This window comes from Alsobacter sp. P4_H11 (assembly GCF_056400925.1).
Genome location: NZ_JBFUKI010000010.1, coordinates 43,552 through 69,505 on the forward strand (window position 1 = coordinate 43,552; position 25,954 = coordinate 69,505).

Below are 25,954 nucleotides of genomic sequence, written 5' to 3' on the forward strand. Positions count from 1 at the left end.
ACCGACCGATGCACGGTTCTGGCGGGGAGCACGCGCTACTCCAGAACCACGTCTTCCTCGTTGCCCGACTTGGCGATGATGATCTCGCCCTTATCGGCCAGGTTCTTCGCCGTCATGATGATCTTCTGCTGCGCTTCGTCGACTTCCTTCAGGCGGATCGGGCCAAGGCTCGACATCTCGTCCGTGAACATCGTCGCCGCGCGCGCCGTCATCTTGGAGGTGAAGAAGGTCTTGGTCGCATCGCTCGCGCCTTTGAGGGCCTTGGCGAGATCGGCCTTGTCGATCGACCGCACCAGCGTTTGCGCCGAGTTCGGGTCAAGCTTCGTGATGTCCTCGAAGGTGAACATCAGGGCCCGAATCTTCTCGGCCGACTTGTAGGCGCTCCGTTCCAACGCCTCCATGAACTTCGATTCGTTGGACCGGTCGAACGAGTTGAAGATTTCGGCGAGAAGATCGTGCGCGTCGCGACGGGTCGTTTGCGACAGGTTTGCGATGAAATTCGTCCGCAGGCTGTCTTCCACCTGGTCGAGCGTGTCCTTGGAGACGGTGTCGAGCTGCAGGATGCGCAGCATCACGTCTGTGGCGAAGTCCTCCGGCAACATCGAGAGCACCTTGGCCGAATGCTCGGCCTTGATCCGCGAGAGGATCAGCGCGACCGTCTGCGGGTGCTCGGTCTTGAGGTAGTTGGCGAGCAGGTGGTCCTGCACGTTGGACAGGCGTTGCCAGATGGTCCGACCCGCGGGCCCGCGAATCTCCTCCATGATCGGCCCGACCCGATCCTTGGGCAGCAGCTTGGAGAGGAGGTCGTGGGTGCGTTCGTAATCGCCGACCACGGTGAGGCGGTTGGTTTGTCCCGCGAGCTCGGCCAGGACCTGCTCGACGAGCGACGCCGGAACGGTGCCGAGCGTCGACATGGCCAGCGACACCTTGCGCAGCTCGTCGTCGTCGAGCGATTCCCAGAGCGCCTGGCCGTGCTCCTCGCCAAGCACCAGAAGCAGGATGGCGGCGCGGTCCAGACCACGCAGGTCGCTCAGCGATTTTATCTCAGCCTGAGCCATGCACGGCGCCTCCAGACCGACCTTGACCGAGCATCGCGCGAATCAGCATGGCGCAGCTCATGATTGGGAATGACGCGAGCGCAAGCGTGCGTCAATTCGCAGAGCTTCGGACCGATGAGCGGCGTCAAGACCCGCAGTCAAAGCCCTGCGCGCACTGGAGGACGCCGCGGTCCAGGCCCGGCTCAGCCCCGAACAACTCAGGCAAGCTTTCCCGCACCCTAGCCACAATGGCGTTCATGGCCTCGTTTGCGTCATCTGAGTCGAGTGCGGCCGTGAACGGAGCCGGTTCCACGACCACCAGGCCGTTCATCGCGATCTGGATCGCCTCGCAGCCATCGTGGCGGTAGCGACGATCTAGGACAGTCAGCTTAAGCAGGTTCTGGTTCGTTGGCATTAGGCCCCCCTATGCCCATACAAGAGGCGCTGAGTCCCACACGCAAGTCGACCAAATTTGCAGGCTGCTCAAAAGATATACTCCTCATTCACGGCTGCGATCGTTCAACATACGATTCGCGGGGTGGCGCTCAGTCTGGCTCCCCGGTTCGAACGTGAAGGCGGGGCATGGACGTCCTCTTCGTGCACAACAATTTCCCCGGGCAGTACCGCCACATCGTGCGGCGGCTGCAGCAGGACGGAGGCGCGCGCCTGTTCGCCATCGGGGCGAAGGGATCGCCGGGCCTGCCCGGCGTTTCGCTGGCGCGATATGAACTGAGCGCGGCTGCGCCGGCCAAGGACGTCCATCCGTTTGCGCGCCGATTCGAGGGCGAGATGCGCCGCGCCGAGGCGGTCGCCAGGGCCGCCCTGCAGCTGCGGGAAAAGGCCGGCGCTGACCCGGCGGTCATTCTGGTGCATCCGGGCTGGGGCGAGAACACGCCGCTGCGAACGATTTTTCCGCGCGCCCGCATCATCTCGTATTGCGAGTTTTTCTACGGCGCCGGGGCGGATGTGGGCTTCGATCCGGAGTTTTCCCGCCCGAGCCCGTTCGATCACGTGCGGCTGTCGGCGTGGAACGCCGCCACCCTGCTCGCACTCAACGATTCGGACGCGGCGGTTTCGCCCACGGAATGGCAGCGAAGCCGTTATCCCGCCCTGTACAGGCCCATGATCCAGGCCGTGCACGACGGCATCGACACCAAGATGATTCGGCCTGCCCTTGCGCAACCCTGGTCCTTCGGCGACATCACGATCGAGCCCGGGGAAGAAGTGATCACCTATGTGGCGCGTAACCTGGAGCCCTACCGCGGCTACCACATCTTCATGCGCGCCCTGCCCCGCATCCTGGCCGCGAGGCCCAAGGCGAGAGTCGTGATCGTCGGGGGGGATGGGGTGTCCTACGGAGCCAAGCCGCCGGAGGGGAAGACCTGGCGCGGCATTTTCTTCGATGAGGTTCGCGGCCACCTGGAGATGTCGCGCGTCCATTTCGTCGGCAAGTTGCCCTACGAGATCTACCTTGCCCTGCTGCGCCACTCGCGGGCGCACGTGTACCTGACCTACCCCTTCGTGCTGTCGTGGTCGGCCCTGGAAGCGATGGCGTCGGGCTGCCTCGTCGTGGGCTCTGCGACCCCGCCGGTCGAGGAGGTCATCAGCCATGGCGAGAACGGGCTGCTCGTGCCGTTCTTCGATCAGGACGCGCTTGTGGAAACCATCGTGGAAGCGTCGGCCGCGCCGGAGCGTTTCACCGCGCACCGTGATTCGGCGCGGCGCACCGTGGTTGAGCGTTTTGACCTCGACAGCGTGTGCTTGCCCCGCCAAATGGCCCTCCTGCATGGCGGAGCCGGACAATCCAGATGAACTAGACCTTCTGTGCGCGCTTGCGTGGCGCGCGGGCTATCTGACGCCAGCGATTAGACCGGGACGGGGCGCGACCCGGGCGAGCCGGTTCCTCGGCGGGCTCGCCGATCGTCCTTTCAGTGAGCCACCAGCACCAGCGGTTGGCGTGACGTATGCTCACAAATTGGGGCGCCTGAGAGAGGCTCGACGACAGCGACGCGCGGGTGCCGGGCCGTCCGCCAAAAGCCGGGACGAGCCGAATCAGCTCATCGATGGGCATGGGCTCTCCCCGCGCCTCGAGAACGCGCTGGGCTGCCTCGGCCTGGGTCACCCGAACAGCCAAGTCGAGCGCAGAACCGCGCGGAGATCCGCCTCCGGCGTGAACGGCCTGCGGGTCAGCGGCCTCCATGCTGCGCATTGCGGCTTCGAGAGCCAACAATGTCCGATAATCCGCACTTTGCGCCTTTAATCGCGTGTGCAGATCTTCCCAAAGCGACTTGAGCGTCTCCAGAGACGTCTCGACCATGGTCATCCCCTTATCAGCGGGACCGCGTTGATCGGCGCATTCGCGCGCAGACGTTTCTCCCTTGTACACCGGGGCAGGGTTACCAGTTGGTTAATGCAAACCGGGATTAGCCCAATCGGATGGGCGCATACTCCAAGCCCCAGTTTGATGTGGCCCGAATGCGAAAATTCGCCAACCTCTTAATTTGCATTAACGTTTTAACACAACCTATCCGTCAAATTTGTCAGTGCGAGCTACTTCTGATTGAGATCGGGTCGGCACGCCGACTTGGGCAAACAAGTCCGACGACCCTGGTTAATTTCGAAAGTAATCTCGCTAATCGGACCAGAACACGAGCTCCGATCTAAGACCAACGAAAGTTCAAACCCTAGAACGGGGATTGCTAGCCAGGTAGTGGAATCTACCAGGTGGCCTTTAATTGCGGAGTTTCCGATGCAACACATGAGCTTCGAGGCGCTGGGTAAAATCGGTACGAACGGGGGCTCCGGCTCTTCGGCGACCGGTGGAATCGCTACTCACCTGGTGATCATTGATGATCGCGTTCTGATGCGGGACTGCCTGTCCCGCTGCCTGCGCGCCATGGATTCGACGCTGGAGGTTCACGCCTACAGCTCGCTTCGCGCCTGGCAGGACGCCGGCTTGCAGACGGAAGAGCCGCCGCTCGTTATGGCGTTCCGCAGCGCCCGCAAGACCGCCGACGAGGAGATGCAGCGCGACATCGCGGCGCTCGCCAAGTCGGACAATCCGCCCCCGATCGTGGTGGTGTCGGACGCGGAGGACTTCGAATCCATCCTCGGAGCGCTCGAGATGGGCGCGCGCGGCTATATCCCGACCAGCGTCAGCCTCGAGGTCGCGTTCGGCGCCCTTGGCCTGGTCAAGGCAGGCGGCGTGTTCGTGCCGGCTTCGAGCCTCGTGCAGCAACGCCCCGCGACCGCTCAGGCACCGGTTCGGCCCGAAGCGCAGGACATGCCCTTTACGACCCGGCAGGCCGCCGTCGTGAACGCGCTCCGGCAGGGCAAGGCGAACAAGATCATCGCCTATGAGCTCAACATGTGTGAGAGCACCGTAAAGGTGCACGTTCGCAACATCATGAAGAAGCTTAAGGCCCGTAACCGCACCGAGGTCGCGTACAAGATCAGCACGTTGTACTCGCACGCCCAGCTCTGAACGAAGGATCGTCGTTCAGTTCTCATTGAAAGCAGGCCGGATGGGATGCCCCCTCCGGCCTGCTTCTTTTTGTCATGATGCTCGCTCAGTCGGCGAACAAGGCGGCATTGCTCTTCTGGAAGTCAGGCCCCGCCAGGAAAGTCTGGGCGACCTCGAGGCGGGTGGCATTGCCTTTGTTGAGCTTGTCCGTGAGATCGCGCGCCATCGCCTGGTCCGGCTCGGCGCCGTAGACCAGCGATCCGAGAAACCGGACTAGGCCCGGCGGGTCCAGATCCAGCGCGTCGACCTTGTTCTTGAACTCGTCCGAGTCGGTCAGAGACTTCACCATCTCCATCGGCTTCATCCCGGCGGCGACTTTCTCGGCGTAGCTCTTGAGGCCGAAATCGTCGGGACGGCGACCCAGCACGAGGCAATAGGCATACTCGACCTTGGTCTGCGGCTGCTTCGGGCGGCGGCTGATCTCGGCCAGGTCACAGTCTCGCCAACGCGACAGCTGGGCCGCGACGTCGTTGTCCAGCGCCGGCCCCCAGGACGCGCCTTCGGTGAGGCCTGCATGGCGGGTCTTGAACTCCTCGCTGAGCAGCAACCCGCGGATAAAGGCGGTTCGGCTCAGGTCGCCCGATTCGAGCGCCCTGATATAGGTCGTCGCCGCCGCGTCGGCGTCGCGGTCGAGGAGCAGGCGGTACATCATCCCGACATAGGTTTCTTCGGACGCGCTCGCCTCGTGATAGCGGGTCTGGAATTCGTCGGAGCGAAGCATGTCCATCAACATCGGACGCAGCGCCGTCGGTTCGGCGCGCAGCTTCACCGTCCAGCTTTCGAGGCCTGCACCATCCGGCAACCGCCCAAGCGCAAGGCAGTAGACGTAGGTCACGCGCTGGCGGACCGTCTGAACGGGACCGGAACGCATGCGCTCCAACTCGCATGCACGGCGCGGGAGCTGGATATCGGCCGTGGCGGCCGTCGGCGCAGCCAGGTTCGGGGGACGCCCGGTGAGCATCTCGCGAACTGCGAAATAGGCCAGCTTGGCTTTGCCCGTGCGCCACTTGCCGTCGCCGCTGGGGCGCAGCGTCACGAGCCCCATATAAGCTTCGTAGCTCGGGGCCCAGTAAGGCTCATCCAGCAACTCGTAAAGATGTGCAGCCTCGACGCGGTAAGCCGGCGCAAGCTCGTCGATGCGGCGCATCCAGCGGCGCAGGCCCTCGGCCTGCTCGGCCTCGCTCTTCATGGAGCCGTTCGGATGGTTGATCTCGGTCACCCAGATCGGCCGCCCATAGGTCGCCAGGATCTTGAAAGCCCACTCGGGATCCTGCCCATACATGTGCCAGACGGAGATGTCCCATTCGACCCCGTCCTTCTTCATGCGCTCGAACGGAGCGATGTGGCCCCAACCGGCGGTGCCCATGGCCCGGCGCGCCTTGGGATCGGCTTCCCGCGCGCCATCCGACAGCCCCTTCAGGACTGCGACGACCTTGGCCCAGCGCGGACCATAGTAGTCCAGCGCGTCGACGCCGCCGGGAGCTCCGAACTGACAGCCATACTGCTCGCCGTTGTCACGGACTTCGCAGGGCTTGATGATGGCGTAGTTCTCCATCTCATTGCCCAGCTCCCACACCGGTATGTCATCCTTGAAGCGCGAAACGAGCGCCTTCGCGAAGTCGTGGGACGCCTTGCGAAGCTCCTGCTCGGTCATGAGGTCCATGTCGACCTTGGGCGTCAGGGCCGGAAGGATCGTGACGCCCTGTGTTTTGCCGAGCGCGATGAGCTGTCCCAGCGTGTCGGCCGAGTTCAAGGATTCGATGTTGACCCGATAAGATTTCAGCCCCGCGTCGACGATAAGGTCGATCTGGCTCTGCAGCGGCACGCCCGGATAAGACACGAGCGGATGGCCGTTGACGCCCCAGGCCACCTTGCCGGGTTCGGCCGCGCCTGCAGGTACAGTTGTGAGAAGCGAAAGGCATGCGACAAGGCCGCAAGCTCGTAATCGCTCGATCAAACGCATTGATTCACTCCAATCAGATCATTCGCTCGCGAACGGGGCAGCTTTCTCTTGTTCTATTTTAGCCGCGCGCAGCTGAACGAGAGCCTCGACCATTCGCACACGGTTCGGCCGTCGCCATGAGGGACTTACCTCTTTGGAGCGAAGCGCCGAAGGCCGCAGTCGCGCGCCTGCAGCGTCCCGAACGCTCCGCCGGCGTTTCGCCGCGGCTGCAAATCGGAACACCAACCGGATTACCTCTAAAAGCGGAACAGGCGTTTAACCGACACCGCGTAACAATGGTTCAATCTCAACGGCTCGGATTCAGGCTGGTGGCGATCTCGGAAGAGCAAATCGGCACGCATCACCGGAAGCATCGAGCGATGGAGCAAGCATGAGTTCCGGCACCGTTCAACCTGAAGCGTCTCCGCGGATCGCCTCGTCCGGCTTGTCGGTCAGCGTCGTCGTTTCGACGCTCGGCCGCACATGGGAGATCGGCCGGCTGCTGGACAGCCTCGATCAACAGACCCAGAAGCCGCTGGAAGTCATCATCGTCGACCAGAACGCGCATGAGGAACTGGCTGCGCTGCTCGCATCCAAGTCGTGTGGTTTTCCCATCGAGCATGTCCGCACGCCGCAGGCCCGCGGACTGAGCCGGGGGCGCAACACCGGTCTGGCGCGCTGCAAGGGCGACCTTGTCGTATTCGCGGACGATGACTGCTGGTACCCCGCAACCGCTTTTGAGCATGCCTCGCGACTGTTTCAGCAGGGCTCCTACGCGATCGTCGGCGGCATGGCGGCCGATGAGGAGGGCCGCCCGATCAACGGACGCTTCGAGAGCGCCGCCCAGGACATCGACCGGTCCAATGTATGGACCACGTCAATCGAATGGATGCTGTTCTTCCGCCGGGAAGCCATCCAGGCCATCGGTGGCTTCGACGAGGCGATCGGCGTAGGCGCAAGCACGCCGTGGCAATCCGCCGAGGGGCAAGACGCGGTGCTCCGGGCTCTGGCGCGCGGTTTCACGGCCCGCTACGAACCGACCCTGCAGGGCCACCACCCCAACATTCTGGCCGGCGAGATCGACGAGCGCGTTCTCACCAAGGCGCGGAGCTATGCGCGCGGAATGGGCTATGTTCTAGGCCGGCATGGATTTGGATTGGGCGACATGGCCGTCTGGATCGGAAGACCTTGCATCGCCATGGGACTGTACACAGCCCGGGGCCGCTTCGGGCAGGTGCGCTACTACGCCAACGTGGCGAAGGGCCGCCTCGAGGGCTGGACGGCCAGCCGGCGCGCAGTCGCGAGCGGAGCCGACAAGACGCAGACGACCCAGGTCCATGGCGTTTAGCCGAGGCGGGAACAACACCAAACCCGGCCGTTCGCCACTTTCTTTCCACTGAGGCGCGAACATGCGCCCTGCCCGCTTGGAATTCGCGTGATGAGTATGACGGCGTTGAACGATAACCCCCCGCACGCCGGCGACGTGCCGCGGATGCGTTTCGCGATCGGGATCGCGACGTCGGGGCGGCGCGCCGTGCTGACCGAGACCCTTCGGGACATCGCCCGGCAGACGCGATTGCCGGACCGCGTTATTATCTGCCCCGCCTCGCCGGCCGATGTCGATGACGTCGCGGTCAGAAGCCTGCCGCTCGAGATCGAGATCGTGTCGGCTCCACGCGGCCTGACGCGTCAGCGAAACGCCATTCTGCGCGCCGCCGAGGACATGGATGCAATCGTCTTCTTTGACGACGACTTTCTGCCCGAGCCTCATTTCCTCGCGCATGCCGAGGCGCTGCTGCATGAGCACCCGAATGTGGTGCTCGCAACCGGGGCCCTGCTCGGTGATGGCATCAACGGGCCAGGGCTCACCGTGGAAGACGGGCGCAAGCTGCTGGAGAATGTCGCCGCCGCCCCGGATGGCGAGATGCACGATTACTACGGCGTCTATGGCTGCAACATGGTGGTCAGATTGGCCACCGTCCGGAAAAACGGCGCCTGTTTCGACGAGGCCCTTCCGCTTTATGGCTGGCAGGAAGACATCGACTTCAGCCGCCAGCTCGCGCCCTTTGGAGAGATCGTCAAGTCGCATGCCCTTGTTGGCGTCCATCTCGGCGTCAAGCAAGGCCGTTCATCCGGGCGGAACATGGGTTATTCCCAGATCGCCAACCCCCTCTACATGGTGAAAAAAGGCACGATGGCGCCGCGCTTCGCAGCCTGGCTGATCAGCCGCAACATCGCCGCCAACCTGCTCAGGTCGGTGCGAGGCGACGCCTATGTGGATCGCCCAGGTCGCGTGAAGGGGAACTTGTCAGCCTTGTATGACCTGGTGCGCGGCCGGCTGCACCCGACGCGGATCTTGCCGCCGACCTGATCGGCAAGTAAACGGGCCCGATCGCAAAAATGGGCAGTCACGTTCGACGAACCGGTCGTTGAATGCGCCTGCGGCGAAACACCTGGCTACCGCTTATCCACCTTGACCAACCGGTATAGTCCGGCGCATTCTTGAGCCTCATACTCTCGGCGAGGCGACCGATGCTCGAAGCTCGCGACCTCATTGCGCAAGTCACGGAGCCACGACTCTTTGCGTTGGTCCTGGGCTTCTATGCCGCCGTGATTACGCTTCTGTTTGTTCGCTATGCATTTCGGTATAGAGCGTTAAACAGCGAGCATACGCGATTGGTGACGGAGCATAGCGCCATCCGCAACGCGTACTCGACGCAGCTAATGGAAGTTTTGAACAAACCCAAACGCTGACGTTGGCACGGAAGCCAGCGAGCATGAGCTTCAGCTCTCGTGCGCGAGAGCGTCCGGGCGGCTCACGCGCAAGGCGCGTACAGGTAGATGGCCCGGGTTGTTCGACCCCGCGGTCGACCGTTGCACCGCGGTCGTGGACGCCGCGATCCCCGCCATCGTGAAGAACATGAGACCCAGGTCCACGAACCCGCCCACCAGGCACGCGCCGAAGAAGAACGCGATGCAGCCATGCGCGGCCGCAGATCGATATTCGTAAGCCAATGAGCCTTCCGCGCCCTGCTTCTTTTTCAAGAGCACCTGGAACAGGAAGATCGAATAGGTGATCGTTCCAAAAACGCCGAGATTGGAGGGTACGGCCGCCAGGAAACTCGACGAGCGAATGCTGCCGAGGCCGGCTCCAAAGCCGAACGTTTCAAAGAAGTTCGTCATGGCCTGGCGATTCCAATTGCCGCGCTCGACGCCGGAATCGCTGCTCATCTTTTCGAAGATCGTGATCCGGGCGACCTGCTGAATCGTGGCCCAGATCGTGTCGTTGAGGATGAGCGGGATCACGATCACGCACAACAGGAGCGGCGTGAGCAACAGGAATACCAGGGTGCGCGGCGGCACCGGCCCTTTCAAAAAGCGCAAAGCCGATAAAAAGAACGCCGCTGACAGGTAGAGCGGCAGGCCCGCATAGGCCGTGGTGGATGTCGACATCGTCAGCGCGAGGATCGACAGGACTGAGATCGGCCCGGTTGCCCGAACCATCACGCCGCCAAGCCAGAGACGCAGATTGAACCCTAGAAGGCCTAGCGTGACGAACGCGTAGGCGCCTGCTTCAGAGAACGACCCAACGATCCGCTTGAAACCCGCGATCGTGGTTTCATTCAGCATGGCGTATTGCGCGGTCCTCAGCACATCCATGATGAAGGACGTGCCGGTCCAGTAAGTCACAAGGTCTGCCACGCCGAAAAACAGATTGAGCATCGCGCAGGCGACGCCGGCCCGTATCAAAGCGCGAAGCGCGACGCCGCTGCTCGACGCAAACGCGTATGTCGTCAAAAAGCACATCACGCTGCCGATGAAGTAGACAGTCTGCGTGATGTTGCCGGAGACCGGCCCGAGCGGCGACGCGAACGGAATCGGGCTGTTGCGGTCGACAGTGAAAACGAGCGTTTGGCCAGCGAACAGACGCGGCATGAAATAGGCCGAGACGACGCCATACACCAAGGTGAGCAGCAGCCAGAATCCTTCTCTGCCTGGCTCGATGATGCTGCCGATGCCTTTCGCGTATTGCGGGCGGCTGATCACCGCCAGGATCACGAAGCCAAGCAGGACATGGCCGGGCTGAATGTTCGCGCCGCCCAGCGCCGGAAGACCGATCGCGGCCGTCGCCTGCAGCAAGGTGCAGACGAAGAAGACCTGGAAGGTCCAGTCCGGCCCATTCAGCGTGCAGTAGATCCCGAGCAGGATCGCAACAGCGCCGAATATCTCGATGGTCATCGGTTTTGGTGCTCAGCGCCGGACGGTGGCGGATGGCGGGTTGGTCTCAGCCTGCGAAAGCGGTCCCACCCCGTTGGCGCGCGGAGACGTCCCGACGGGCGAGCCCATTTCGGGCATCGGGCGTTTCACCCGCACGACATCGCCCGGCAGAACGGTGGCGTTGTCGTCCACGGGAAATTCGCGGCTCTGTCCATTCACCTGTCGCACGAGGCTGAACTGCGGAGCCAAGCGATCGTCGACCAACCGGTTTGCCTGAAGCCGCGGCCCCGTGACCTCAGAGTCGAAAATCAATTGCTGCGCGGTGATCGAGCGTTCGGTCAGTTCGGCGATCCGGGCTTCGGTCGTGCGCAATTCGGTGAGCGCGTCGGTCCGCCGAAGGTTGGTCAGGTCGAGCACGTCGCGGCCCAGCTTGCTGCGTTCCTGCTCGATGCGCATGCGCGACACGCCAACGTCGAGACGCGCGGTCTCGAGCTGGGCGACGGTCTGTTCCATGGCGAGTTGCCGGGCCGAGACCGTGAGCCCCTTGTCGGCAAGGCTGGTGACGTTGGTGAGCTCGCGGCGGGCGAGAACGAGCTGCTTCTCGTTCGAGGCGTCCTTGGCCCGGAGCGTGGCGATCTCCTCCTCCAGCGCGGCGCGAGCCTGCGTCAGGTTTTCGAGCTTGGCCTGCACGGCCTTGCGGCGGAAGTCGAAGAGCGCCTGCTCCTGCTTGATCAGGCTTGCGACGGCGGCGCTGTCCCTGCTCGTGAGTTCAGTCGGGAACGTCACGCGGTCGCGATCCTCGATTTCAGCTTGAAGGCGGGCGCGGCGCGCCATGAGCTGGAGCCGCTCGGTCTCGAACACCGTCAGATCGCCCCGGGACGCGATGGACGCGCGCTCGAACTGGGCCGGATCGGTCGTTCCGCGACGGAAGATGCCGCCCGCGATGCTGATGGCCTTCAACACCGTGAGGCCGGGCCGGTAAGGGAAAGCGCCCGGCGTGGTGACTTCGCCGGCGACATAGAACGGCCGGAACTGCGAGATCTGCAGCGACGTGGTCGGCCGCTCTACCAGACCCATCTCCTTTTGCAGACGCTCGGAAATCCGGTTCGACAACTGCTCGACCGTGAGGGCCTCGGCGGCGACCTCACCGATCAGGGGAAGCGACAAGGCGCCGGACGCGCTGACGACGTACTCCCCCGTCATCGCCGTCCACTCATAGGCCTCGCCCCTGCTGGCGCGCCACTCGTGCACCTTCAGCTTGACGTGATCGTCGGGTCCAATGAGGTACTCGCCGCCCGCATTCGCAAACGTCGTCCCGGCCAGGACCGAGATGATCAACCCGAGAATTCCGGCGGTGAGCTTCCGCAACATCAGATTGCTCCGTACAGGTCGCGGGCGATCGCCCGGGGGGTTCAGCATCGCTTCTCGCCTACAATCGCTCTGTTGCGCCGAGGTGGCGGTTGTTGGATCCGAGGGGCCAATGACGCGGACCACCTGATGGTAGCGCCGTTCGGCTCTGGCGGATTCGCGCCTGACGCCGTCCAAAAGCGGTAGGTCAAGCGCGAGCGGCGCGCGGCCGCCTGATCAGGTCCGAACGGTTCACGATGACGCCGAGGGTCTTGCGCATCACACCGGTGGTGTTCAGCAGATCGCCCAGATCGGCCGCCTCCGTGACGCCGCTGCTCGCCACGATGATGAGGGCGTCAAGCGACGGCATCATGGCGCGAGCGTCTGGAATGTCCTTGAATCCCGGAATGTCGATCAGGACGCAACCATAGGTCTCGCCGGCTTTGGCCAGGAGCGTCTTCATGCTGGCCGAACCGACAATGTCGTTCGAGTTCGGGACCGTGGTCTGCAAGCTGGCCGGCAACACCGCAAGCTTGGGCGACAGTTCCACGAGCGCGGCGGCCAGCGGGGCGCGCCCGCACAACACGTCGACAATCCCCACCGACTGCTCCGACGCCACGAGGCGCGTCAGTTCGCAGTGCCGCAGGTTGGCGTCAATCAGGAGCGTGTTCTGGCCGGCCTGGGCGAACAGCTCGGCAAGATTGGCCGCGATTGTGGTTGTCCCGAGGCCCTCATGCGGGCCGGTCACGCCGATGATCTTGATGGGCCGATGATTGCGGGCGAGGTCGATCGCCGTCTTCACGTAACGAAGTTGGTCCGCGAAGAAGCCGGCCGGCTCGTCACGCACCGCGAAGAGGCGCGTCGCCGAATCCGCTTTCGCGCCCAGGCGCGGGAGCACCGAGAGGCATTCCACGCCCAGCGCCTCGATCTGTTCGGCCTTGCGAACGGTGTGGTCGAAACGCTGCCGAAGTCCGGCGGTGCCGACGCCGAGAAGCAGGCCGAGGCAGGTCGAGAAGATCAGCACCAAGCCGATCTGGGGGGCGCTCTTGCCCAGCGGCGCAGTCGCGGACGTGATCACCTTAGAGTCGGAACTTGGAAACACAGTGGCCTGGAGATCGCCGGTGCGGACCGCGCGCGAGGCTGCATCGATCTCGGCCTTCAGGTCGGTGAGGCGTCCCTGCAGCCACTCGCCACGCGCTGCCGATTCCGCGCGCGAGCTCAGCTGGTCGCGGATGTAGGAGGCGACGACAGAGTTGGCGATACGGGCGGATTTGTCGGGGTCGGTCGACGAGAACGACACCTCGAGCACGTAGGACTGCCCAAGGCGCCGCACGTTCATGCGATCGTTGAACGCCGTGAAGATCTTGGTGAGCTTGGAATCAGTCGGCGATGCGGGCCCGGAGAAAAGGCCCTTGATGTACGCCACAGGAGAGAACGATCCCGCTCCATCGAACTCGGGATCAGAGGCGAGATTCAGATCGGTGATGACCGGGCGCGAGATGCGCTCCGACCGCAGGATCTGGATCTGGCTCTCGAGCTGCGAGCTGTCGAGCGTGACCTGCATGATCCCGTAGTCAGTCATCTGACTGGAAATCTGCGGCCGCTTCGGATCGATGATGACCTGAGCGGTCGCCATGAATGTCGGCTTCGTGGTCGCGATGTAAACGAAGGCTATCGACAGCATGGCCAGGAGCCATGCTCCGGTCCAAATCGCGTTGCGGCGCAGGAACGCTGTGACATCCTTGAAGTCGATACCCCGGACCTGACCTGGCTTGAGCGCCTCGTCATCCAGGGCGAAGCTGAGCTTCGACGGGACTTCTCTCATCATTCACACTCATCCTTCGCCGTCCCTGCAGCTGCGGCGATCCACACCCGAGCAGGCGCGCGGAGACCGCCACTGCTTCCATGGCGCACTACCAATAGCAAAGGTCCTCGTTAAGCGCGCCCTACTCAATCGAATAAGGTTATCGGCAAGCGGGCCTAGCCCAGCGTTTTCCCGAGGAAAAGGCTCGTATCGTTCAGAGAGTCTGAAAGAACAGACTTTCGCGCCCCCACGCTCCCGCAGTGCGAAAAAGCCCGCCGATTGGTCCCGTGCAGCTGCCGAATGCGCCGGGACGCGGCGCCCCGCGACCCTGCCGTTAACAGAACCTTATCGGCCGAAAGAGGTAGGCCATATAGTCCGTTTACACCGAATTCACACGAACCCTGTTTGCTCGCGGCCTGCCGTGCTGAATCCGGCCCTCGGAAAGCGTCCCATGGGACTCCCAACGCCGTCAATTGACTGAATTGCCGGGGTTTAGCTCGTGAGCCAATGTTCGCCCATAAACGCACCAACGGGGTCGCTGCATGAAAATCCTGATCACCGGCAACATGGGCTATGTCGGCCCCATGGTTGTTCGCCATCTTCGGAGCCGTTGGCCCCAGGCTGAACTGATCGGCTTCGACGCCGGCTTCTTCGCGGACTGCCTGTCCAGCGCCGAGCAGTTCCCCGAAACGCTGCTGGACCAGCAGCATTATGGCGACGTCCGCGAGTTCCCGCCGGCGCTGCTGGCGGGCGTCGACGCCGTCGTGCATCTCGCAGCCGTGTCGAACGATCCTATCGGCAACGCCTATGAGGCGCAGACCAACGACATCAACTATCTCGCGAGCGCCCGCCTGGCGGGCCTTGCCGAAGAGGCGGGCGTCAAGAACTTCGTCTTCGCCTCCAGCTGCAGCATCTACGGCTTCGCGGAGGGCGGCCCCCGGACCGAGAGCGACGCGCTCAATCCACTGACCGCTTATGCGCGCTCGAAGATCGCGACCGAAAGGGCGCTCGCCGAGAAGAACTCCTGGGACATGACGGTCACCTGCCTGCGGTTCGCTACGGCGTGCGGGATGTCCGACCGGCTGCGGCTCGACCTCGTGCTGAACGACTTCGTCGCGACGGCGCTCGCCACAGGCGAGATCAATGTGCTGAGCGACGGCACGCCTTGGCGCCCGATGATCGACGTGAAGGACATGGCCCGCGCGATCGAATGGGCCATCACGCGCCCGAAGGAGACCGGCGGGCGTCACCTCGCGATCAATGTCGGGTCCAACCATTGGAACCTGCAGGTTTCGGAGCTGTCCAAGGCCGTGGCCGAGGCCGTCCCCGGCACACGCGTGAACACGAACCCCAACGCTCCGCCGGACAAGCGCTCGTACCGGGTCAACTTCTCGCTGTTCGAGCGGCTGGCGCCCGACCACCAGCCGCAGGTGATGCTGTCCGACAGCATCCGGGCGTTGCGCGAAGGGCTGCAGCAGATCAACGTCAAGGCCGAGGACCTGCGCAGCGCGAGGCTCGTCCGCCTGCGGACCCTCGAACGGCTGATGGACAAGGGCCTTTTGTCGAAGGACCTCCGCTGGCAGCGGGGCGCGGCCGCCAAGCCGGCGCCGCAGGCCGAACTGGCCCTGAAAGCCGGTTGAACATCACCGGCGGCCGTTTCATGCGCCGGCAATACTTAGCGTTAAGGGAGCGCGGCGGAATGCTGCGCTCCATTTCGTCATGACGGCTATGGTATGTCGTCGCGGAGCAAAGTGCGTATGACGGACACTGCATCAACGATCCCGGACGCCGCCGCGACGGCTCCTGGGCTGAACGTGGGGCCAAGCGTGTCACAGCCGGCGCAGCCCAAGATGTCTAAGTTCGTCAGGAACTCGTTTTTCGGCACCATCGCTGGATTTGCGATCACGCTCGGTAACTTCTTCGCCGGCCTTATCGTCGCCCGCGTTCTCGGCGTCGAGGGTTCGGGCGTCGTCGCCTTCGTGATGTGGGTCGTCACGATGGCGGTCGCGGTGGGCGGCTTCGGCCTCCCGGCCAGCCTGCAGCGGTATGTCCCGGAGCTTACGGCCCAAGGCGACGACAAGACAGCCTCAAGGCTGTCCAATCTCCTGTTCTGGCCCTCGCTGCTGGCCAGCGTCATCGCGGGCGGGGCCTTTGTGACATACGGCCTGACGCTGGACGTGTCCGGCGCCGACGTGGCGAACGCCAGCGCCGACCGGCGCGTGTGGCTCGTGATCGGTCTATGGGCGAGCTGCCAGCTGCTGGCGGAGTTCGGCATCGCTTACCTGCAAGGGCTGCAACGTTTCGACCAGGTCGCGAAGATCACGTCGATCTCGTTCGTGCTCCAGATCGTGCTGGTGCTGGCTGGTTCGTTTCTGGCGGGCTCCGTCGGAGCCGTTCTCGGTTATGTGAGCGCGAGCCTCATTCCGGCGATTTGCGCCTTCCAGGCGGGCGCGGCCCGAGGCCCCGTCGACAAGAGCCTGCGCAAGCGCGTGCTCCGATACTCGGCCTTCCGCTGGGCGGCGGCCATCACGGCGGCGTTCGTCTGGGCTCGCATGGAGGTCTTCTTTCTGGAGATCTCGCATGGAACTCACGCCGTTGGATTGTTCACGGCCGGCCTGATGCTGGCCAGCATCGCCGTGCAGGGCCCTCAGCTGCTCACGCGCGGGCTCATGGCCTATTTCAGCGAGCAATATGGCCTTGGCGCCTTCGACAAGCTGCGCGCCGGCTATGCGACGAGCATCCGGATCATGGCCCTGATGGTTCTGCCGTGCTGCTTCGGCCTTGCGGCGCTGGCCCCCGAGGTGGTGCCGATGCTGTATGGCGAGGCGTTCCGCGACGCAATTCCGGCTTCGATCATCCTCGTCTGCGCAAGCGCGGTCGGCGCCTGCGCGACGATCGGGGCCATCGTCACCTGGGTGATGGAGCGGAGCGACTTCGAATTCTACACGGGCATTGCGGGCGCGATCCTGGCCTCGCTGGCCGGGCTCATCATCATCCCGGAATACGGCATCATCGGCGCGGCGCTGTCGCGTGCGGCCACGCAGATCGCGCTCGTGGCGACCGGCCTCTGGTTTCTGGACCGGGTCCTGAAATGCCCGACGCCTTATGCCGATCTGTTCCGGCTCTTCGTTTCGGCCGTGTTCTGCGCGGTGGCGGCGCGACTTGTCATGAACATCAACGCGTCGCTGCTGATGCTGCCCGTGGCGATCCTGGCGGGCGCAATCACGTATGTTCTCGCTTTGAGGTTCACCAGGGCCGTACCGCCGCAGGACCTGTCGCAAATCGAGATGATCACGAGCCACGCGCCGAAAGCGCTTCGGCCGGTGATCCAGTCCACGATCCGCTTCCTGAAGCGCTAAATGGTGACTTGAACCGACGCGATGCCGGCCGGCTCCCGCCGGTCGGTCGCAATGCCGGTGACATGGCACCCGCCGAACGGGCCTGCCTCTTAAGGCAGGCCGCTCTCGAGCAGGCGCGAGCCCTAGCTGGCCAAGCGGTGGATCGGCGTGACCTTGTGCGGCTTGCCGAAGTCGAGATCGCGCTGGGCGATCCCGAGCTTGTCGAAAACGGAGCCGGGGATCGGCTTCAGTTGCTGAGGCCGATAATCCGACATCGATACGCTGCGCAGAAGCATCGCCATCGCCATGCGAAGCGAATTCTTCTTGGACGGGGACCGGTAGACGTTTTCCAGCAGGTAGGCGGCGTTCTTGCGCATCGCCTGGCTGGCGTCCAGGGCCGATCCGTCCTCCAGGATGCCGCCATAGACGATCATGGCGTCCGGGTAATTATCAAAACTTCCCGTCAGCTTCCGCACTTCCTCATGCGGATCGACGTGCCGGTCCGCGAAGGTGTTGTAGATCGGGCCGGAGTAAAGCGGACGCGTGTGCGTCATCTGGACTTCGTCGATAATGGCGGCCTGATAAGCCGGATCGCTCATCAGCATCGTCCAGATCAGGTCCGTGCCCCACCCGGTGTAGTGCTGCTCGAACATGGGAAGCAGCGACTTCAGATACTGGGACTCGACCACGCAGGCCATCGACTCCAGATAGTTGCAGTAACGCAGCTTGAAGCCGGGCACGTGCAACAGGATCGGCCACGTAATGTAGCTGTCATAGGTCAGTGAAGGCTGCGCTATCGTCAGCCCGTGCTCGACCACGATCTCGAACATGCGGTTGATGTCGCCGGCCGTCATCAGCACGTCGTCGTCGGGCAGCATCACGTGCGTGTACTGCTCGAGCAACTCGGGATTTGCGAGGAGGTGCCTCGCGATACTGTCCCATTTGGTGCCGGGATCGACCACGGTCGGGAGATCGCCGTCCTGGACGCGCGTCTGATCCTTGCCGTAGGAATTCAGCAGCAAGTCCCAGTTGCGCTCGGTTGAGGCTGGTTCAAGCCATTGCTTGTGGAGGCTCTTGTCGCCCACCCGCCCGATCACCAGGAATTTTCTGTTCGATGGGTTGGCCATGGCCAGCCTCCCTCTCGCTGTTCTTGTCATGGTTGCCGGGTGTCGCCAGACGCGTTCGACAACAATGGCCAGGTTGCATCCTTGGGGGAGACGTGGACCACGGGAACCGGCCATTTGATGCCAAGCGCCGGATCATCGTACCGCACGCCACGCTCGGCCGAAGGCTCGTACCGTGCCGAAACAGGATAGGTCACTTCCGCATCGTCGACCAGCGTAAGGAACCCGTGCGCGAAGCCCGGCGGGACATAGAGCTGTCGCCGGTTGTCGGCCGTGAGTTCAAATTGCTCGTGCTTGCGAAAGGTCGGCGAGTTCGGACGCATGTCGACAATCACGTCCATCACCGCCCCGCGAAGGCACCGCACCAGCTTGGCCTCGCCATGGGGCTCGACCTGATAGTGCAGCCCCCGGAGCGTGCCTTTATGGACGGAGTAGGACATGTTGATCTGCGGAAAATCGCCGATCAGCCCATGAGCCTCGAATTCGTCCCGGCACATCACGCGGGCGAAGAAGCCGCGGTCGTCGCCCCGCGGCTCCATCTCGACAATGAACGCGCCTTCCAGCGTCGTTGACTTGAAGATCACGGCCGACGTCCTTCCGGGCTCCGCTCCGACGAGAACATGGATTCCTGTTCGGCATAGAGCTTGTCGACGAGCCTGTCCTCCGGAGGGGTCACGTCCGCGAAAGTGAGAGGCTGGTCCTTCGAGATGGAGCGGGTCACGCGCGAGCCGACAGCCAGGCCGATCGGCACCAGGTTTTCCGCGCGGACAGTCTCGATGTTCTCGAGCATGCCGTAGACCTCGAAACCTCCGAGCTGGTCGATGAGATCGCCCGGTTGGAGGTCCTTCTTGGCGAGCGCGATCACGCCCACTGACGGGCCGTCCAACGGCGTCACGGTCGCGTCCTCGAACAACACTGCGCGGGCCACGCAGCCCGGCACCTCGAAGTGGCAGAGGTGGTAGGGCGTGTAGAAGGTGTAATAAGGCCCCGGGCCCATCTTGTAGTAGTTCAGGAAGTGCTTCTGGGCGGGGTCGTCGCAGGTCGCGAGCACGAAGATGCCGGGCCCGGGCGCGGCGCCCATGACGTAATCGACAATGCCAGGACCGCCGGCGGCGAGATGCGCGTCGAGCGCGGCGTGGAAGCCCTCGACGGTCTGGTCGAGCGGCACGAGGGGCTTGTAGGGATTGCCCTCGGAGACGTCGACGCCCAGCATGCCGCGCTTTGCGACCTTCATGCCGAGGCCGTTGGCGATCACCGCCTGCTCGAACGAAATCTTGGTTCCATCCGCGAAGGACGCCACCATGGCGGGGTCCAGTCCCCACTTGGCCGCGAAGCTCTCCTGCGTCTTTGGATTGCGGTAGGGGTCGTAGAGCCCCTTCATGTTGCCGCAGAGCACTACCTTGAGGCCGATCCCCTGCACGAACCTGACGAGGTTCATCTGGGCGCCGGGCTGGTCGCCGTCGCCGGCGGTGTAGACCACGCCGGCCGTGTCGGCCTTCTTCTTCAAGATTGGCCCGACGGTGCCGTCCAGTTCGGCGTTGACCATCACGACATGCTTGCCGCCCTGGATCGCCGCCAGGACCGCGCGAGCCGCATACTCCATGGTGCCGGTCGCCTCGATGACGGCGTCCAGACCCGACGCCTGGCCGAGGAGCAGCGGATTAGAGGTTACGGCCGGGCGGTCATTCGCCAGGGCGTCCTGAAGCGCCGCCACCGTCTCGCAGCGGACTGCCGTTAGCCCGAGTTCCGAGAAGGCGCGCTCGGCGTGCTCGATCGTCCGGTTGGCGATGACGCTCATGCGCATCCCCGGCGTCGAGTTCACGATGGTCCGGGTAATCGCCCTGCCCTGCACGCCCGCCCCAACCATTCCGACCTTCACGGGACGGTTCTGAGCCTCGCGTCGAGCGAGCGCCTTATCGACGATAATCATCCTAAATCTCCAAATCGAATGCGCTTGGGATCAGCGATCAGCTCCGTCCCAAACCATCCAGGGGGCCTTGCCGGCGGCCCAAAGGTCGTTCAACACCCCCTTGTCACGCAGCGTGTCCATGGGGTGCCAGAAGCCGTCATGCGTGAACGCCATCAATTCGCCATCGCGCGCCAGCCCATCCAGGGGCCCATGCTCGAAGGAGATGTGGTCGCCCTCGATGTAGTCGATCACGCTGGGCTCCAACACGAAGAAGCCGCCATTGATCCAGGCGCCGTCGCCGCCCTTCGGCTTTTCCACGAATGCGCGCACGGAGGGATTGTCGCGGCCGAGCGAAAACGTCCCGAAGCGGCCGGGCGGCTGCACGGCCGTGAGGGTGGCCTTGCGCCGATGCGCGGTGTGGAAGCGGATCGCCTCGCTGATGTTGACGTCTGAAACACCGTCGCCATACGTCATGCAGAACGTGTCGTCGCCGACGTAGTCGCGCACCCGCTTCAGGCGGCCGCCCGTCATCGTGTTCGGCCCCGTGTCGACCAGCGTCACCTTCCAGGGTTCAGTTCGCCGGCCAAGCAGCGTCATCTGGTTCGTGCTCAGGTCAAAGCACACGTCGGCGGTCTGCATCGCGTAGTTCGCGAAGTATTCCTTGATGACGTGGCCTTTGTACCCGCAGCACACGATGAACTCGTTCACGCCATGCGCGGCGTAGATCTTCATAATGTGCCAGAGAATCGGCTGACTGCCGATTTCGACCATTGGCTTCGGGCGCACGCCGGTTTCTTCCGAAATCCGCGTTCCCAATCCGCCAGCGAGGATGACCGCTTTCATTGCCCATCTCCTAAGACTGCAGCAGATTGAGACCTGCGAGCTCTCAATTCCAAGTTGCACTTCTGGCCTCAGTAGTTGCCCTTTCGTACCTCTATTTGTTTACCTCGTTGAGGAACGAGCGGCCTTTCTGGCTGACGGCCTTGGGTTTTCGCGGCTTCCGCGAACCGAGCGCGCCCATTGAGCCAAAACGTAGAGCGCGGAAAAATTCTGGAACGTGCGCTTTCGCACCTCTCAACGGCTGGCGGTCGCCCTTGTCCGCAAACCGGACGCGACGGCCCCAAGCACGAGGTCCTTGATCTGCGCCTTGCGCCCGAGGCTCGTGGCTTTGCCGCCGCCGTATCCACTCTCCATCGTCAAAGCCGAGAATGCGGCGACCCGCCCCGTGAAGGTGTGTTTGGCGTAGACCTCGGCCCTCAGCTCATAAAGCCGCTCGAACCTGCGCCAGTAAGCGACAGTTTGTCCGGCCTCCTCGGCATGCGGCCCGTATTTCTGCGCAATATCCGCAAACACCTCCGCCATGCGGCGCGCTATCCCGGCATGCAAATGGTGATCGGCGGCGGTCGTCGACAGGATGCGTTCGATCGAGATCCCGTGACTCAGATGACTGCTGGCGTTTCCGCCGTGTTGCCTGAACAATGCGAGCTCGGAGGGAATGAGCGCGACGCGCCCGAGCCCACCCGCAAGCATCGTGATCCAACGATCGTGCGCCATTGCGTAGCTCGGATCGATGTTGTCCGGCGGCCGCCTATCGAGGGCGGCCACCCCGAGCAGAGAGCGACGAAAGACTTGCGTAAATCCGAAAAACACGGCCCAAGGCGGCAACGTACGCGGTTCGATCACCGCCTCGCCTTCGATCTCATTGCCTAATCGCCCGATGGGTTTCAGGTCCGCATCAGTGATCGTGGCCGCATGAGCGCAAAGCAGGACGCTCTCGTCCAGGAAAGCCGGCACGCAGCGCGCCAACTTCTCGGGGGCCCAGACATCATCCTGATCGGCGAAGCTCACGAGGGCGCCGCGCGCCTGCAGGGCGGCATGTAGGAAATTGTCGCGATAGCCCCTGCGTTCGCTATTGACCGTCACGTGAACCGGGAACCGGGACCGCTCGGCGAAGGCTTGGACGATCTGCAGCGTCTCATCCGTCGATTGGTCGTCGCAGACGATCATCTCGGCGGGAGCGACCGTTTGGGCTTCGATGGATTCCAAGAAGGCCGACAAAAATCGAGCGCCATTGAAAGTGGCGAGCACAACAGAGACATCCAGGTGATCAAGTGAAGAACGACCCAAAACCATAGAATCCCTTGTCAGCGACATATCGAACTTCCGCATAAGATTGCGGAATGCTCCCGATCTCGGGACCCGCAGCAGGAAGCGATTAAGCGGGCGAATTTAAGAACAGCGCGTTGGCGAGCCAGGCCCAAAGCAAATCGCTCGCTCGAAAGAGGTACGCGTGATGAATCAACTGTCTTCAGATCACACCGAATTTCGGTGCGAGACCTAATTGGGCTTCGCGACCATCCGGGCGCTGAAGGCGTTCAGCTCGCTTTCGAGTTCTTGCAGGTGGGCGATCTCCGCCTGCAATTGCCGCATGCGGGCGCGGACGCGCATCACTGTTTGCTCGACAGCCCTGAGCTGAGGCTCGCTCGTTTGCGGGTCTTCCAGGGCGAAGCTTTCGGAATCTGACAAAACACAGGCGCGCGCGATCCCCTGCTCATAGCGCCGGGACAAACCTTCCAGCTCGCGCGTGGCGTCGCTGATCGCTTCGGCGAAAGCCGAGCCGACAGCAGCCAGCCTGCCGCGCTGATCCGGCTTGCTGGCATTCTCACGCGAGAAGAGCGTGCGCAGGTTCATCCAGGAGTCCTCCGTCCGCTGCAGCATCTGCGCTGATGCGAACCGGCTCAACTTGGCCGAAAGGCGTTAGTCTCGACGGTTTAGAACGGCTTATCGAGCTTGGCGATCAGCCGAAGGTAAAAATCGCGCTCGTCTGCCTCGGGTTCCGCGCTGTTCGTGCGGCCGCCCGGAAGCGTCGCGACCGTGTCCAGCAGAACCTGACGGATCCGCTTGCGCCGCTGCGCATCGGTCTCCTGGTCGCGCTCTGCAGATCTAAAGCGTGCGAGCAAGCGCTCTCCTAGGTCGGCCATGCGCGAACACGCCGCATGCGGTCCAGCCTGACATGGCGTCAACAGAGGCAGAGCCTAAAGCGATCAGGCGGGGCGATCAAGGCGCAGCCGCCCCTGCGGGGCCGGACGCTGTGCCCCCGCTCGGAGCTCGCCCGGTCGCGCGCAGCCGCACGGCCGAGGTGAGGTGGCAGCCTCTTCTGTGATGTTCCTCTCAGAACTCACTCGAAGGGGGCGCACCGCGCGCCTTGCCTACCCCTTTTGCTCGCCTATGCGCGTCGCGGGAATCGCATGAGGATGATGCATAAGCCCCTGGAAGAACTTGGCGCATGGTAATGAGACGACTTGATTTCGAACCGAGCATCTCACCTTTCCGGCCCGGTGAGCGGGACGCCCGGACTGCGCCGATGACGGCTCCGGTCCGAGCCTTCGCCCGAGCCGAGGAGGCGACCGCCGGGGCGGCGTCCTATCCGTCCGCGAGCGCTCTCGACGGAGGCTCGCAGCCGGTCACCATGCAGCCGCGTCGGCTCGACAGCGCCGATGGATCGTTCGCGCCGATCGGGGGCTGGCGCAAGCGCAGCATCGACATCGTGGTGGCGTGCACGGCGCTGATCCTGCTGCTGCCGATCTTCATGATGGTCGCGCTTGCGATCAAGCTCACGATGGGCGGCCCCGTCATCTTCTCGCAGCTTCGCATCGGTCAGGGCCGCCGGCCGTTCCGGTGCTTCAAGTTCCGCACCATGGTGCAGGATTCGGACGCCGCGCTGCGGCAGTACCTGGCCAGCGATCCACAGGCCGCGCAGGAATGGCGGGAGTTCCGCAAGCTCCGGCGCGATCCCCGCGTGACGCGGATCGGCTCCATCCTGCGCAAGACGAGCCTCGATGAGCTCCCGCAGCTCCTCAATGTGCTGCGCGGCGACATGAGCTGCGTGGGTCCTCGCCCGGTGCTCGAGGACGAGCTGGAGCGCTATGGCCCGCATGCGCGCGACTATGCCCGCGTGCGTCCCGGACTCACCGGGTTGTGGCAGACCAGCGGTCGGAACCTGCGCACCTATGACGAGCGGGTGGCGCTGGACTGCCACTACGTCCAGCATTGGACGCTATGGGGCGACGTGCTGATACTCCTGAAAACCGTGCCTGCGGTGATCAGTTTCGGCGAGACCTCCTGACCGTTTCAGCGTATTGAGTCTGCGCCGCGCGTGCGAAGGGCCTCACGGGCCGATCGCCGGTTGCGTCTGGCGTCCAGCCAGACCACCACGCTCACGCCAACTCCGAAGCTGAACTGCAGGACGATGATAGCCACGACAGCAAACAGCACTGTCTTGGATGACGGCCAGCGCGAGACCATGCCCACCGCCACGGCCGCCGCCAGGACGAGCGCGGTCGCCATCAGGAGAGCTGGCGCCCGGAACCGGAATCCGAGAACCAAGCCGGCTAAGCCTGTGACGATCACCGCCAGGAACACGCCTTTTGCTTCCTCGGTTCGCGACGCCCCCCAAACCGCGATCGCGCGGGCGGGGCGGAATCGGCTGCCGTCTTTCAGCTTGAGCGAAAAACGAGCGGTCCGCCACTCCCCCCTGTCTGTAAGCGAGGTGGGCCGGAGCGGGCCTGCGCGTGGAGAATGGTCGTGAATCGCAACTGGACCATTAACGGCCGCTTCCTCAGCCAATCGCTCACCGGCGTCCAGCGCTATGGCTGGGAAATCGTGACTGCGCTGGACGAGCTTCTCGCCGAGCGAGCTCCGAACACGGCGGGGTTGACGCTCACGCTCGCGGCGCCGCCGGGGTGCGAGCCGAGTTCAAGCCTGAAATCCGTCCGTTTCGTGACCGCGCCAGGCGGGTCGGGCCATGCCTGGGAGCAGATCGCGCTGCCACGGGTCGTCCAAGGTGGGCTGCTGAGCCTCTGCAACACCGGTCCGCTGACGGTGCGCAAGCAGATCGTCTGCATTCATGACATGAACACGCGGCTCGCGCCCGAAAGCTATTCGCGCGCCTTTCGGGCGCTGTATCGCGTCCTGCTGCCAACCTTGGGCTTCAGCGCCGCCCGGGTAGCCACTGTTTCGCATTTCGCGGCCGAGCAGCTGGCCCATTTCGGGGTGGCGTCCAAAAACAAGATCTTCGTAGCTCCGGACGGCCATGAGCACGCCTTGCGCTGGACCCCGGCGCATTCGTCGGCGACCGGCGCGGCGGCGGGGCCCGACACCGTCGTGGTGATCGGAAGCCGCGCGCCTCACAAGAACATCAACCTCATCTTCGAACTCGCCCGCGCGATGGCGGCTGATGGGGTGCGGTTCGCCTTGTGCGGCGGGCTGGACTCACGCGTCCACGCGCAAGGAGCAAGCGCGAGCGCAGACAATGTCGTGCTGCTCGGCCGGGTCAGCGACGGCGAACTCGCGGCGCTGCTGCGCGACAGTTGCTGCCTCGCCTTTCCGTCATTCACAGAGGGGTTTGGGCTGCCGCCGCTTGAGGCCATGGCGCGCGGGTGCCCGGTGGTCTCATCCGACCGGGCCAGCATGCCGGAAATCTGCGGAGACGCCGCGCTCTATGCGTCGCCAATGTCGGTGGAGGACTGGCGGGCCGCGATTTTGCAGCTGCGCAACGACCCTGTTCTGCGGCAAGGCTGCATCGCCCGCGGGCGGGAGCGCCTGCCGCTTTTCAGCTGGCGCCGGACGGCCGAGCTCTATCTCGAGCAAATGGCGGCGATCGACGGTCGCACTTCCGAGGTCAGGATACCGGCGGCGGCCTGATCGGCCGCC

At 63.8% G+C, this 25,954-nt stretch carries 22 protein-coding genes; 8 read left to right on the forward strand and 14 right to left on the reverse strand.

Going from position 1 to position 25,954, the window contains the following annotated elements; translation table 11 throughout:
* Positions 1–35 precede the first annotated feature (35 nt).
* On the reverse strand, positions 36–1,058 hold the full coding sequence (fliG, locus tag AC1DSZ_RS17795; RefSeq protein WP_476839689.1) for a flagellar motor switch protein FliG: 1,023 nt from the start codon (positions 1,056–1,058) through the stop codon (positions 36–38).
* 561 nt (positions 1,059–1,619) lie between these two features.
* On the opposite strand from fliG, the gene AC1DSZ_RS17800 reads away from it, so the two are divergent.
* Entirely contained in the window at positions 1,620–2,849 is a 1,230-nt protein-coding gene (locus AC1DSZ_RS17800; protein WP_476839690.1) for a glycosyltransferase, read from the forward strand.
* Position 2,850: 1 nt separating this feature from the next.
* Here the strand turns inward: AC1DSZ_RS17800 and AC1DSZ_RS17805 are convergent, their stop codons facing one another.
* Entirely contained in the window at positions 2,851–3,360 is a 510-nt protein-coding gene (locus AC1DSZ_RS17805; protein ID WP_476839691.1) for a hypothetical protein, read from the reverse strand.
* Positions 3,361–3,900: 540 nt separating this feature from the next.
* On the opposite strand from AC1DSZ_RS17805, the gene AC1DSZ_RS17810 reads away from it, so the two are divergent.
* Positions 3,901–4,521, forward strand: a complete 621-nt coding sequence (locus AC1DSZ_RS17810; RefSeq protein ID WP_476839692.1) for a LuxR C-terminal-related transcriptional regulator — start codon at positions 3,901–3,903, stop codon at positions 4,519–4,521.
* Between the two features lie 85 nt (positions 4,522–4,606).
* Here the strand turns inward: AC1DSZ_RS17810 and AC1DSZ_RS17815 are convergent, their stop codons facing one another.
* On the reverse strand, positions 4,607–6,430 hold the full coding sequence (locus AC1DSZ_RS17815; protein ID WP_476839693.1) for a DUF4214 domain-containing protein: 1,824 nt from the start codon (positions 6,428–6,430) through the stop codon (positions 4,607–4,609).
* Between the two features lie 463 nt (positions 6,431–6,893).
* Between AC1DSZ_RS17815 and AC1DSZ_RS17820 the strand changes: the two genes are divergently transcribed.
* Complete coding sequence (locus tag AC1DSZ_RS17820) at positions 6,894–7,850, forward strand: glycosyltransferase family 2 protein (RefSeq protein ID WP_476839694.1); 957 nt, start codon at positions 6,894–6,896, stop codon at positions 7,848–7,850.
* Between the two features lie 90 nt (positions 7,851–7,940).
* Positions 7,941–8,873: a glycosyltransferase family 2 protein gene (locus AC1DSZ_RS17825; RefSeq protein ID WP_476839695.1), complete on the forward strand. Its 933-nt coding sequence runs from the start codon at positions 7,941–7,943 to the stop codon at positions 8,871–8,873.
* 413 nt (positions 8,874–9,286) lie between these two features.
* Here AC1DSZ_RS17825 and AC1DSZ_RS17830 read toward each other — a convergent pair whose 3' ends face one another.
* The 3 genes from AC1DSZ_RS17830 to AC1DSZ_RS17840 form a co-directional block, all read right to left on the reverse strand.
* Entirely contained in the window at positions 9,287–10,741 is a 1,455-nt protein-coding gene (locus tag AC1DSZ_RS17830; protein WP_476839696.1) for a hypothetical protein, read from the reverse strand.
* A gap of 12 nt (positions 10,742–10,753) precedes the next feature.
* Positions 10,754–12,214, reverse strand: coding sequence for a polysaccharide biosynthesis/export family protein (locus tag AC1DSZ_RS17835; protein ID WP_476839697.1), 1,461 nt, complete (start codon positions 12,212–12,214; stop codon positions 10,754–10,756).
* A 61-nt stretch (positions 12,215–12,275) separates the two neighbouring features.
* A complete protein-coding gene (locus AC1DSZ_RS17840; RefSeq protein WP_476839698.1) occupies positions 12,276–13,895 on the reverse strand; it encodes a polysaccharide biosynthesis tyrosine autokinase in 1,620 nt (539 codons plus the stop codon).
* Between the two features lie 518 nt (positions 13,896–14,413).
* Here AC1DSZ_RS17840 and AC1DSZ_RS17845 point away from each other — a divergent pair.
* Positions 14,414–15,511, forward strand: a complete 1,098-nt coding sequence (locus AC1DSZ_RS17845; protein WP_476839699.1) for an NAD-dependent epimerase/dehydratase family protein — start codon at positions 14,414–14,416, stop codon at positions 15,509–15,511.
* Between the two features lie 210 nt (positions 15,512–15,721).
* A complete protein-coding gene (locus tag AC1DSZ_RS17850; protein WP_476839700.1) occupies positions 15,722–17,230 on the forward strand; it encodes an oligosaccharide flippase family protein in 1,509 nt (502 codons plus the stop codon).
* Positions 17,231–17,352: 122 nt separating this feature from the next.
* Here the strand turns inward: AC1DSZ_RS17850 and AC1DSZ_RS17855 are convergent, their stop codons facing one another.
* The 7 genes from AC1DSZ_RS17855 to AC1DSZ_RS17885 form a co-directional block, all read right to left on the reverse strand.
* Complete coding sequence (locus AC1DSZ_RS17855) at positions 17,353–18,336, reverse strand: DUF707 domain-containing protein (RefSeq protein ID WP_476839701.1); 984 nt, start codon at positions 18,334–18,336, stop codon at positions 17,353–17,355.
* 26 nt (positions 18,337–18,362) lie between these two features.
* Entirely contained in the window at positions 18,363–18,917 is a 555-nt protein-coding gene (gene rfbC, locus AC1DSZ_RS17860) for a dTDP-4-dehydrorhamnose 3,5-epimerase (protein ID WP_476839702.1), read from the reverse strand.
* The gene (locus tag AC1DSZ_RS17865; RefSeq protein ID WP_476839703.1) at positions 18,914–20,263 is read right to left on the reverse strand and encodes an NAD(P)H-dependent oxidoreductase; all 1,350 of its coding nucleotides are present in this window, start codon (positions 20,261–20,263) and stop codon (positions 18,914–18,916) included. The genes rfbC and AC1DSZ_RS17865 overlap by 4 nt, the downstream gene beginning before the upstream one ends.
* A gap of 30 nt (positions 20,264–20,293) precedes the next feature.
* On the reverse strand, positions 20,294–21,085 hold the full coding sequence (rfbF, locus tag AC1DSZ_RS17870) for a glucose-1-phosphate cytidylyltransferase (protein ID WP_476839704.1): 792 nt from the start codon (positions 21,083–21,085) through the stop codon (positions 20,294–20,296).
* Between the two features lie 231 nt (positions 21,086–21,316).
* Positions 21,317–22,396, reverse strand: coding sequence for a glycosyltransferase (locus AC1DSZ_RS17875; protein ID WP_476839705.1), 1,080 nt, complete (start codon positions 22,394–22,396; stop codon positions 21,317–21,319).
* A gap of 183 nt (positions 22,397–22,579) precedes the next feature.
* On the reverse strand, positions 22,580–22,933 hold the full coding sequence (locus tag AC1DSZ_RS17880; RefSeq protein ID WP_476839706.1) for a hypothetical protein: 354 nt from the start codon (positions 22,931–22,933) through the stop codon (positions 22,580–22,582).
* Between the two features lie 80 nt (positions 22,934–23,013).
* Positions 23,014–23,202, reverse strand: a complete 189-nt coding sequence (locus AC1DSZ_RS17885; RefSeq protein WP_476839707.1) for a hypothetical protein — start codon at positions 23,200–23,202, stop codon at positions 23,014–23,016.
* A gap of 404 nt (positions 23,203–23,606) precedes the next feature.
* Between AC1DSZ_RS17885 and AC1DSZ_RS17890 the strand changes: the two genes are divergently transcribed.
* Positions 23,607–24,368, forward strand: a complete 762-nt coding sequence (locus tag AC1DSZ_RS17890) for a sugar transferase (RefSeq protein ID WP_476839708.1) — start codon at positions 23,607–23,609, stop codon at positions 24,366–24,368.
* A gap of 5 nt (positions 24,369–24,373) precedes the next feature.
* On the opposite strand, the gene AC1DSZ_RS17895 is transcribed toward AC1DSZ_RS17890, so the two are convergent.
* Positions 24,374–24,664, reverse strand: a complete 291-nt coding sequence (locus tag AC1DSZ_RS17895; protein WP_476839709.1) for a hypothetical protein — start codon at positions 24,662–24,664, stop codon at positions 24,374–24,376.
* Positions 24,665–24,820: 156 nt separating this feature from the next.
* Between AC1DSZ_RS17895 and AC1DSZ_RS17900 the strand changes: the two genes are divergently transcribed.
* Positions 24,821–25,945, forward strand: coding sequence for a glycosyltransferase family 4 protein (locus tag AC1DSZ_RS17900; RefSeq protein ID WP_476839710.1), 1,125 nt, complete (start codon positions 24,821–24,823; stop codon positions 25,943–25,945).
* Positions 25,946–25,954: the final 9 nt, after the last annotated feature.

Bases quoted from the DNA above. Each gene is read 5' to 3' on its own strand.
- fliG (WP_476839689.1), bottom strand. From the start codon at position 1,058: ATGGCTCAGGCTGAGATAAAATCGCTGAGCGACCTGCGTGGTCTGGAC.
- AC1DSZ_RS17800 (WP_476839690.1), top strand. From the start codon at position 1,620: ATGGACGTCCTCTTCGTGCACAACAATTTCCCCGGGCAGTACCGCCAC.
- AC1DSZ_RS17805 (WP_476839691.1), bottom strand. From the start codon at position 3,360: ATGACCATGGTCGAGACGTCTCTGGAGACGCTCAAGTCGCTTTGGGAA.
- AC1DSZ_RS17810 (WP_476839692.1), top strand. From the start codon at position 3,901: ATGCGGGACTGCCTGTCCCGCTGCCTGCGCGCCATGGATTCGACGCTG.
- AC1DSZ_RS17820 (WP_476839694.1), top strand. From the start codon at position 6,894: ATGAGTTCCGGCACCGTTCAACCTGAAGCGTCTCCGCGGATCGCCTCG.
- AC1DSZ_RS17825 (WP_476839695.1), top strand. From the start codon at position 7,941: ATGAGTATGACGGCGTTGAACGATAACCCCCCGCACGCCGGCGACGTG.
- AC1DSZ_RS17830 (WP_476839696.1), bottom strand. From the start codon at position 10,741: ATGACCATCGAGATATTCGGCGCTGTTGCGATCCTGCTCGGGATCTAC.
- AC1DSZ_RS17840 (WP_476839698.1), bottom strand. From the start codon at position 13,895: ATGATGAGAGAAGTCCCGTCGAAGCTCAGCTTCGCCCTGGATGACGAG.
- AC1DSZ_RS17845 (WP_476839699.1), top strand. From the start codon at position 14,414: ATGAAAATCCTGATCACCGGCAACATGGGCTATGTCGGCCCCATGGTT.
- AC1DSZ_RS17850 (WP_476839700.1), top strand. From the start codon at position 15,722: ATGTCTAAGTTCGTCAGGAACTCGTTTTTCGGCACCATCGCTGGATTT.
- AC1DSZ_RS17855 (WP_476839701.1), bottom strand. From the start codon at position 18,336: ATGGCCAACCCATCGAACAGAAAATTCCTGGTGATCGGGCGGGTGGGC.
- AC1DSZ_RS17865 (WP_476839703.1), bottom strand. From the start codon at position 20,263: ATGATTATCGTCGATAAGGCGCTCGCTCGACGCGAGGCTCAGAACCGT.
- rfbF (WP_476839704.1), bottom strand. From the start codon at position 21,085: ATGAAAGCGGTCATCCTCGCTGGCGGATTGGGAACGCGGATTTCGGAA.
- AC1DSZ_RS17875 (WP_476839705.1), bottom strand. From the start codon at position 22,396: ATGTCGCTGACAAGGGATTCTATGGTTTTGGGTCGTTCTTCACTTGAT.
- AC1DSZ_RS17880 (WP_476839706.1), bottom strand. From the start codon at position 22,933: ATGAACCTGCGCACGCTCTTCTCGCGTGAGAATGCCAGCAAGCCGGAT.
- AC1DSZ_RS17890 (WP_476839708.1), top strand. From the start codon at position 23,607: ATGACGGCTCCGGTCCGAGCCTTCGCCCGAGCCGAGGAGGCGACCGCC.
- AC1DSZ_RS17900 (WP_476839710.1), top strand. From the start codon at position 24,821: ATGGTCGTGAATCGCAACTGGACCATTAACGGCCGCTTCCTCAGCCAA.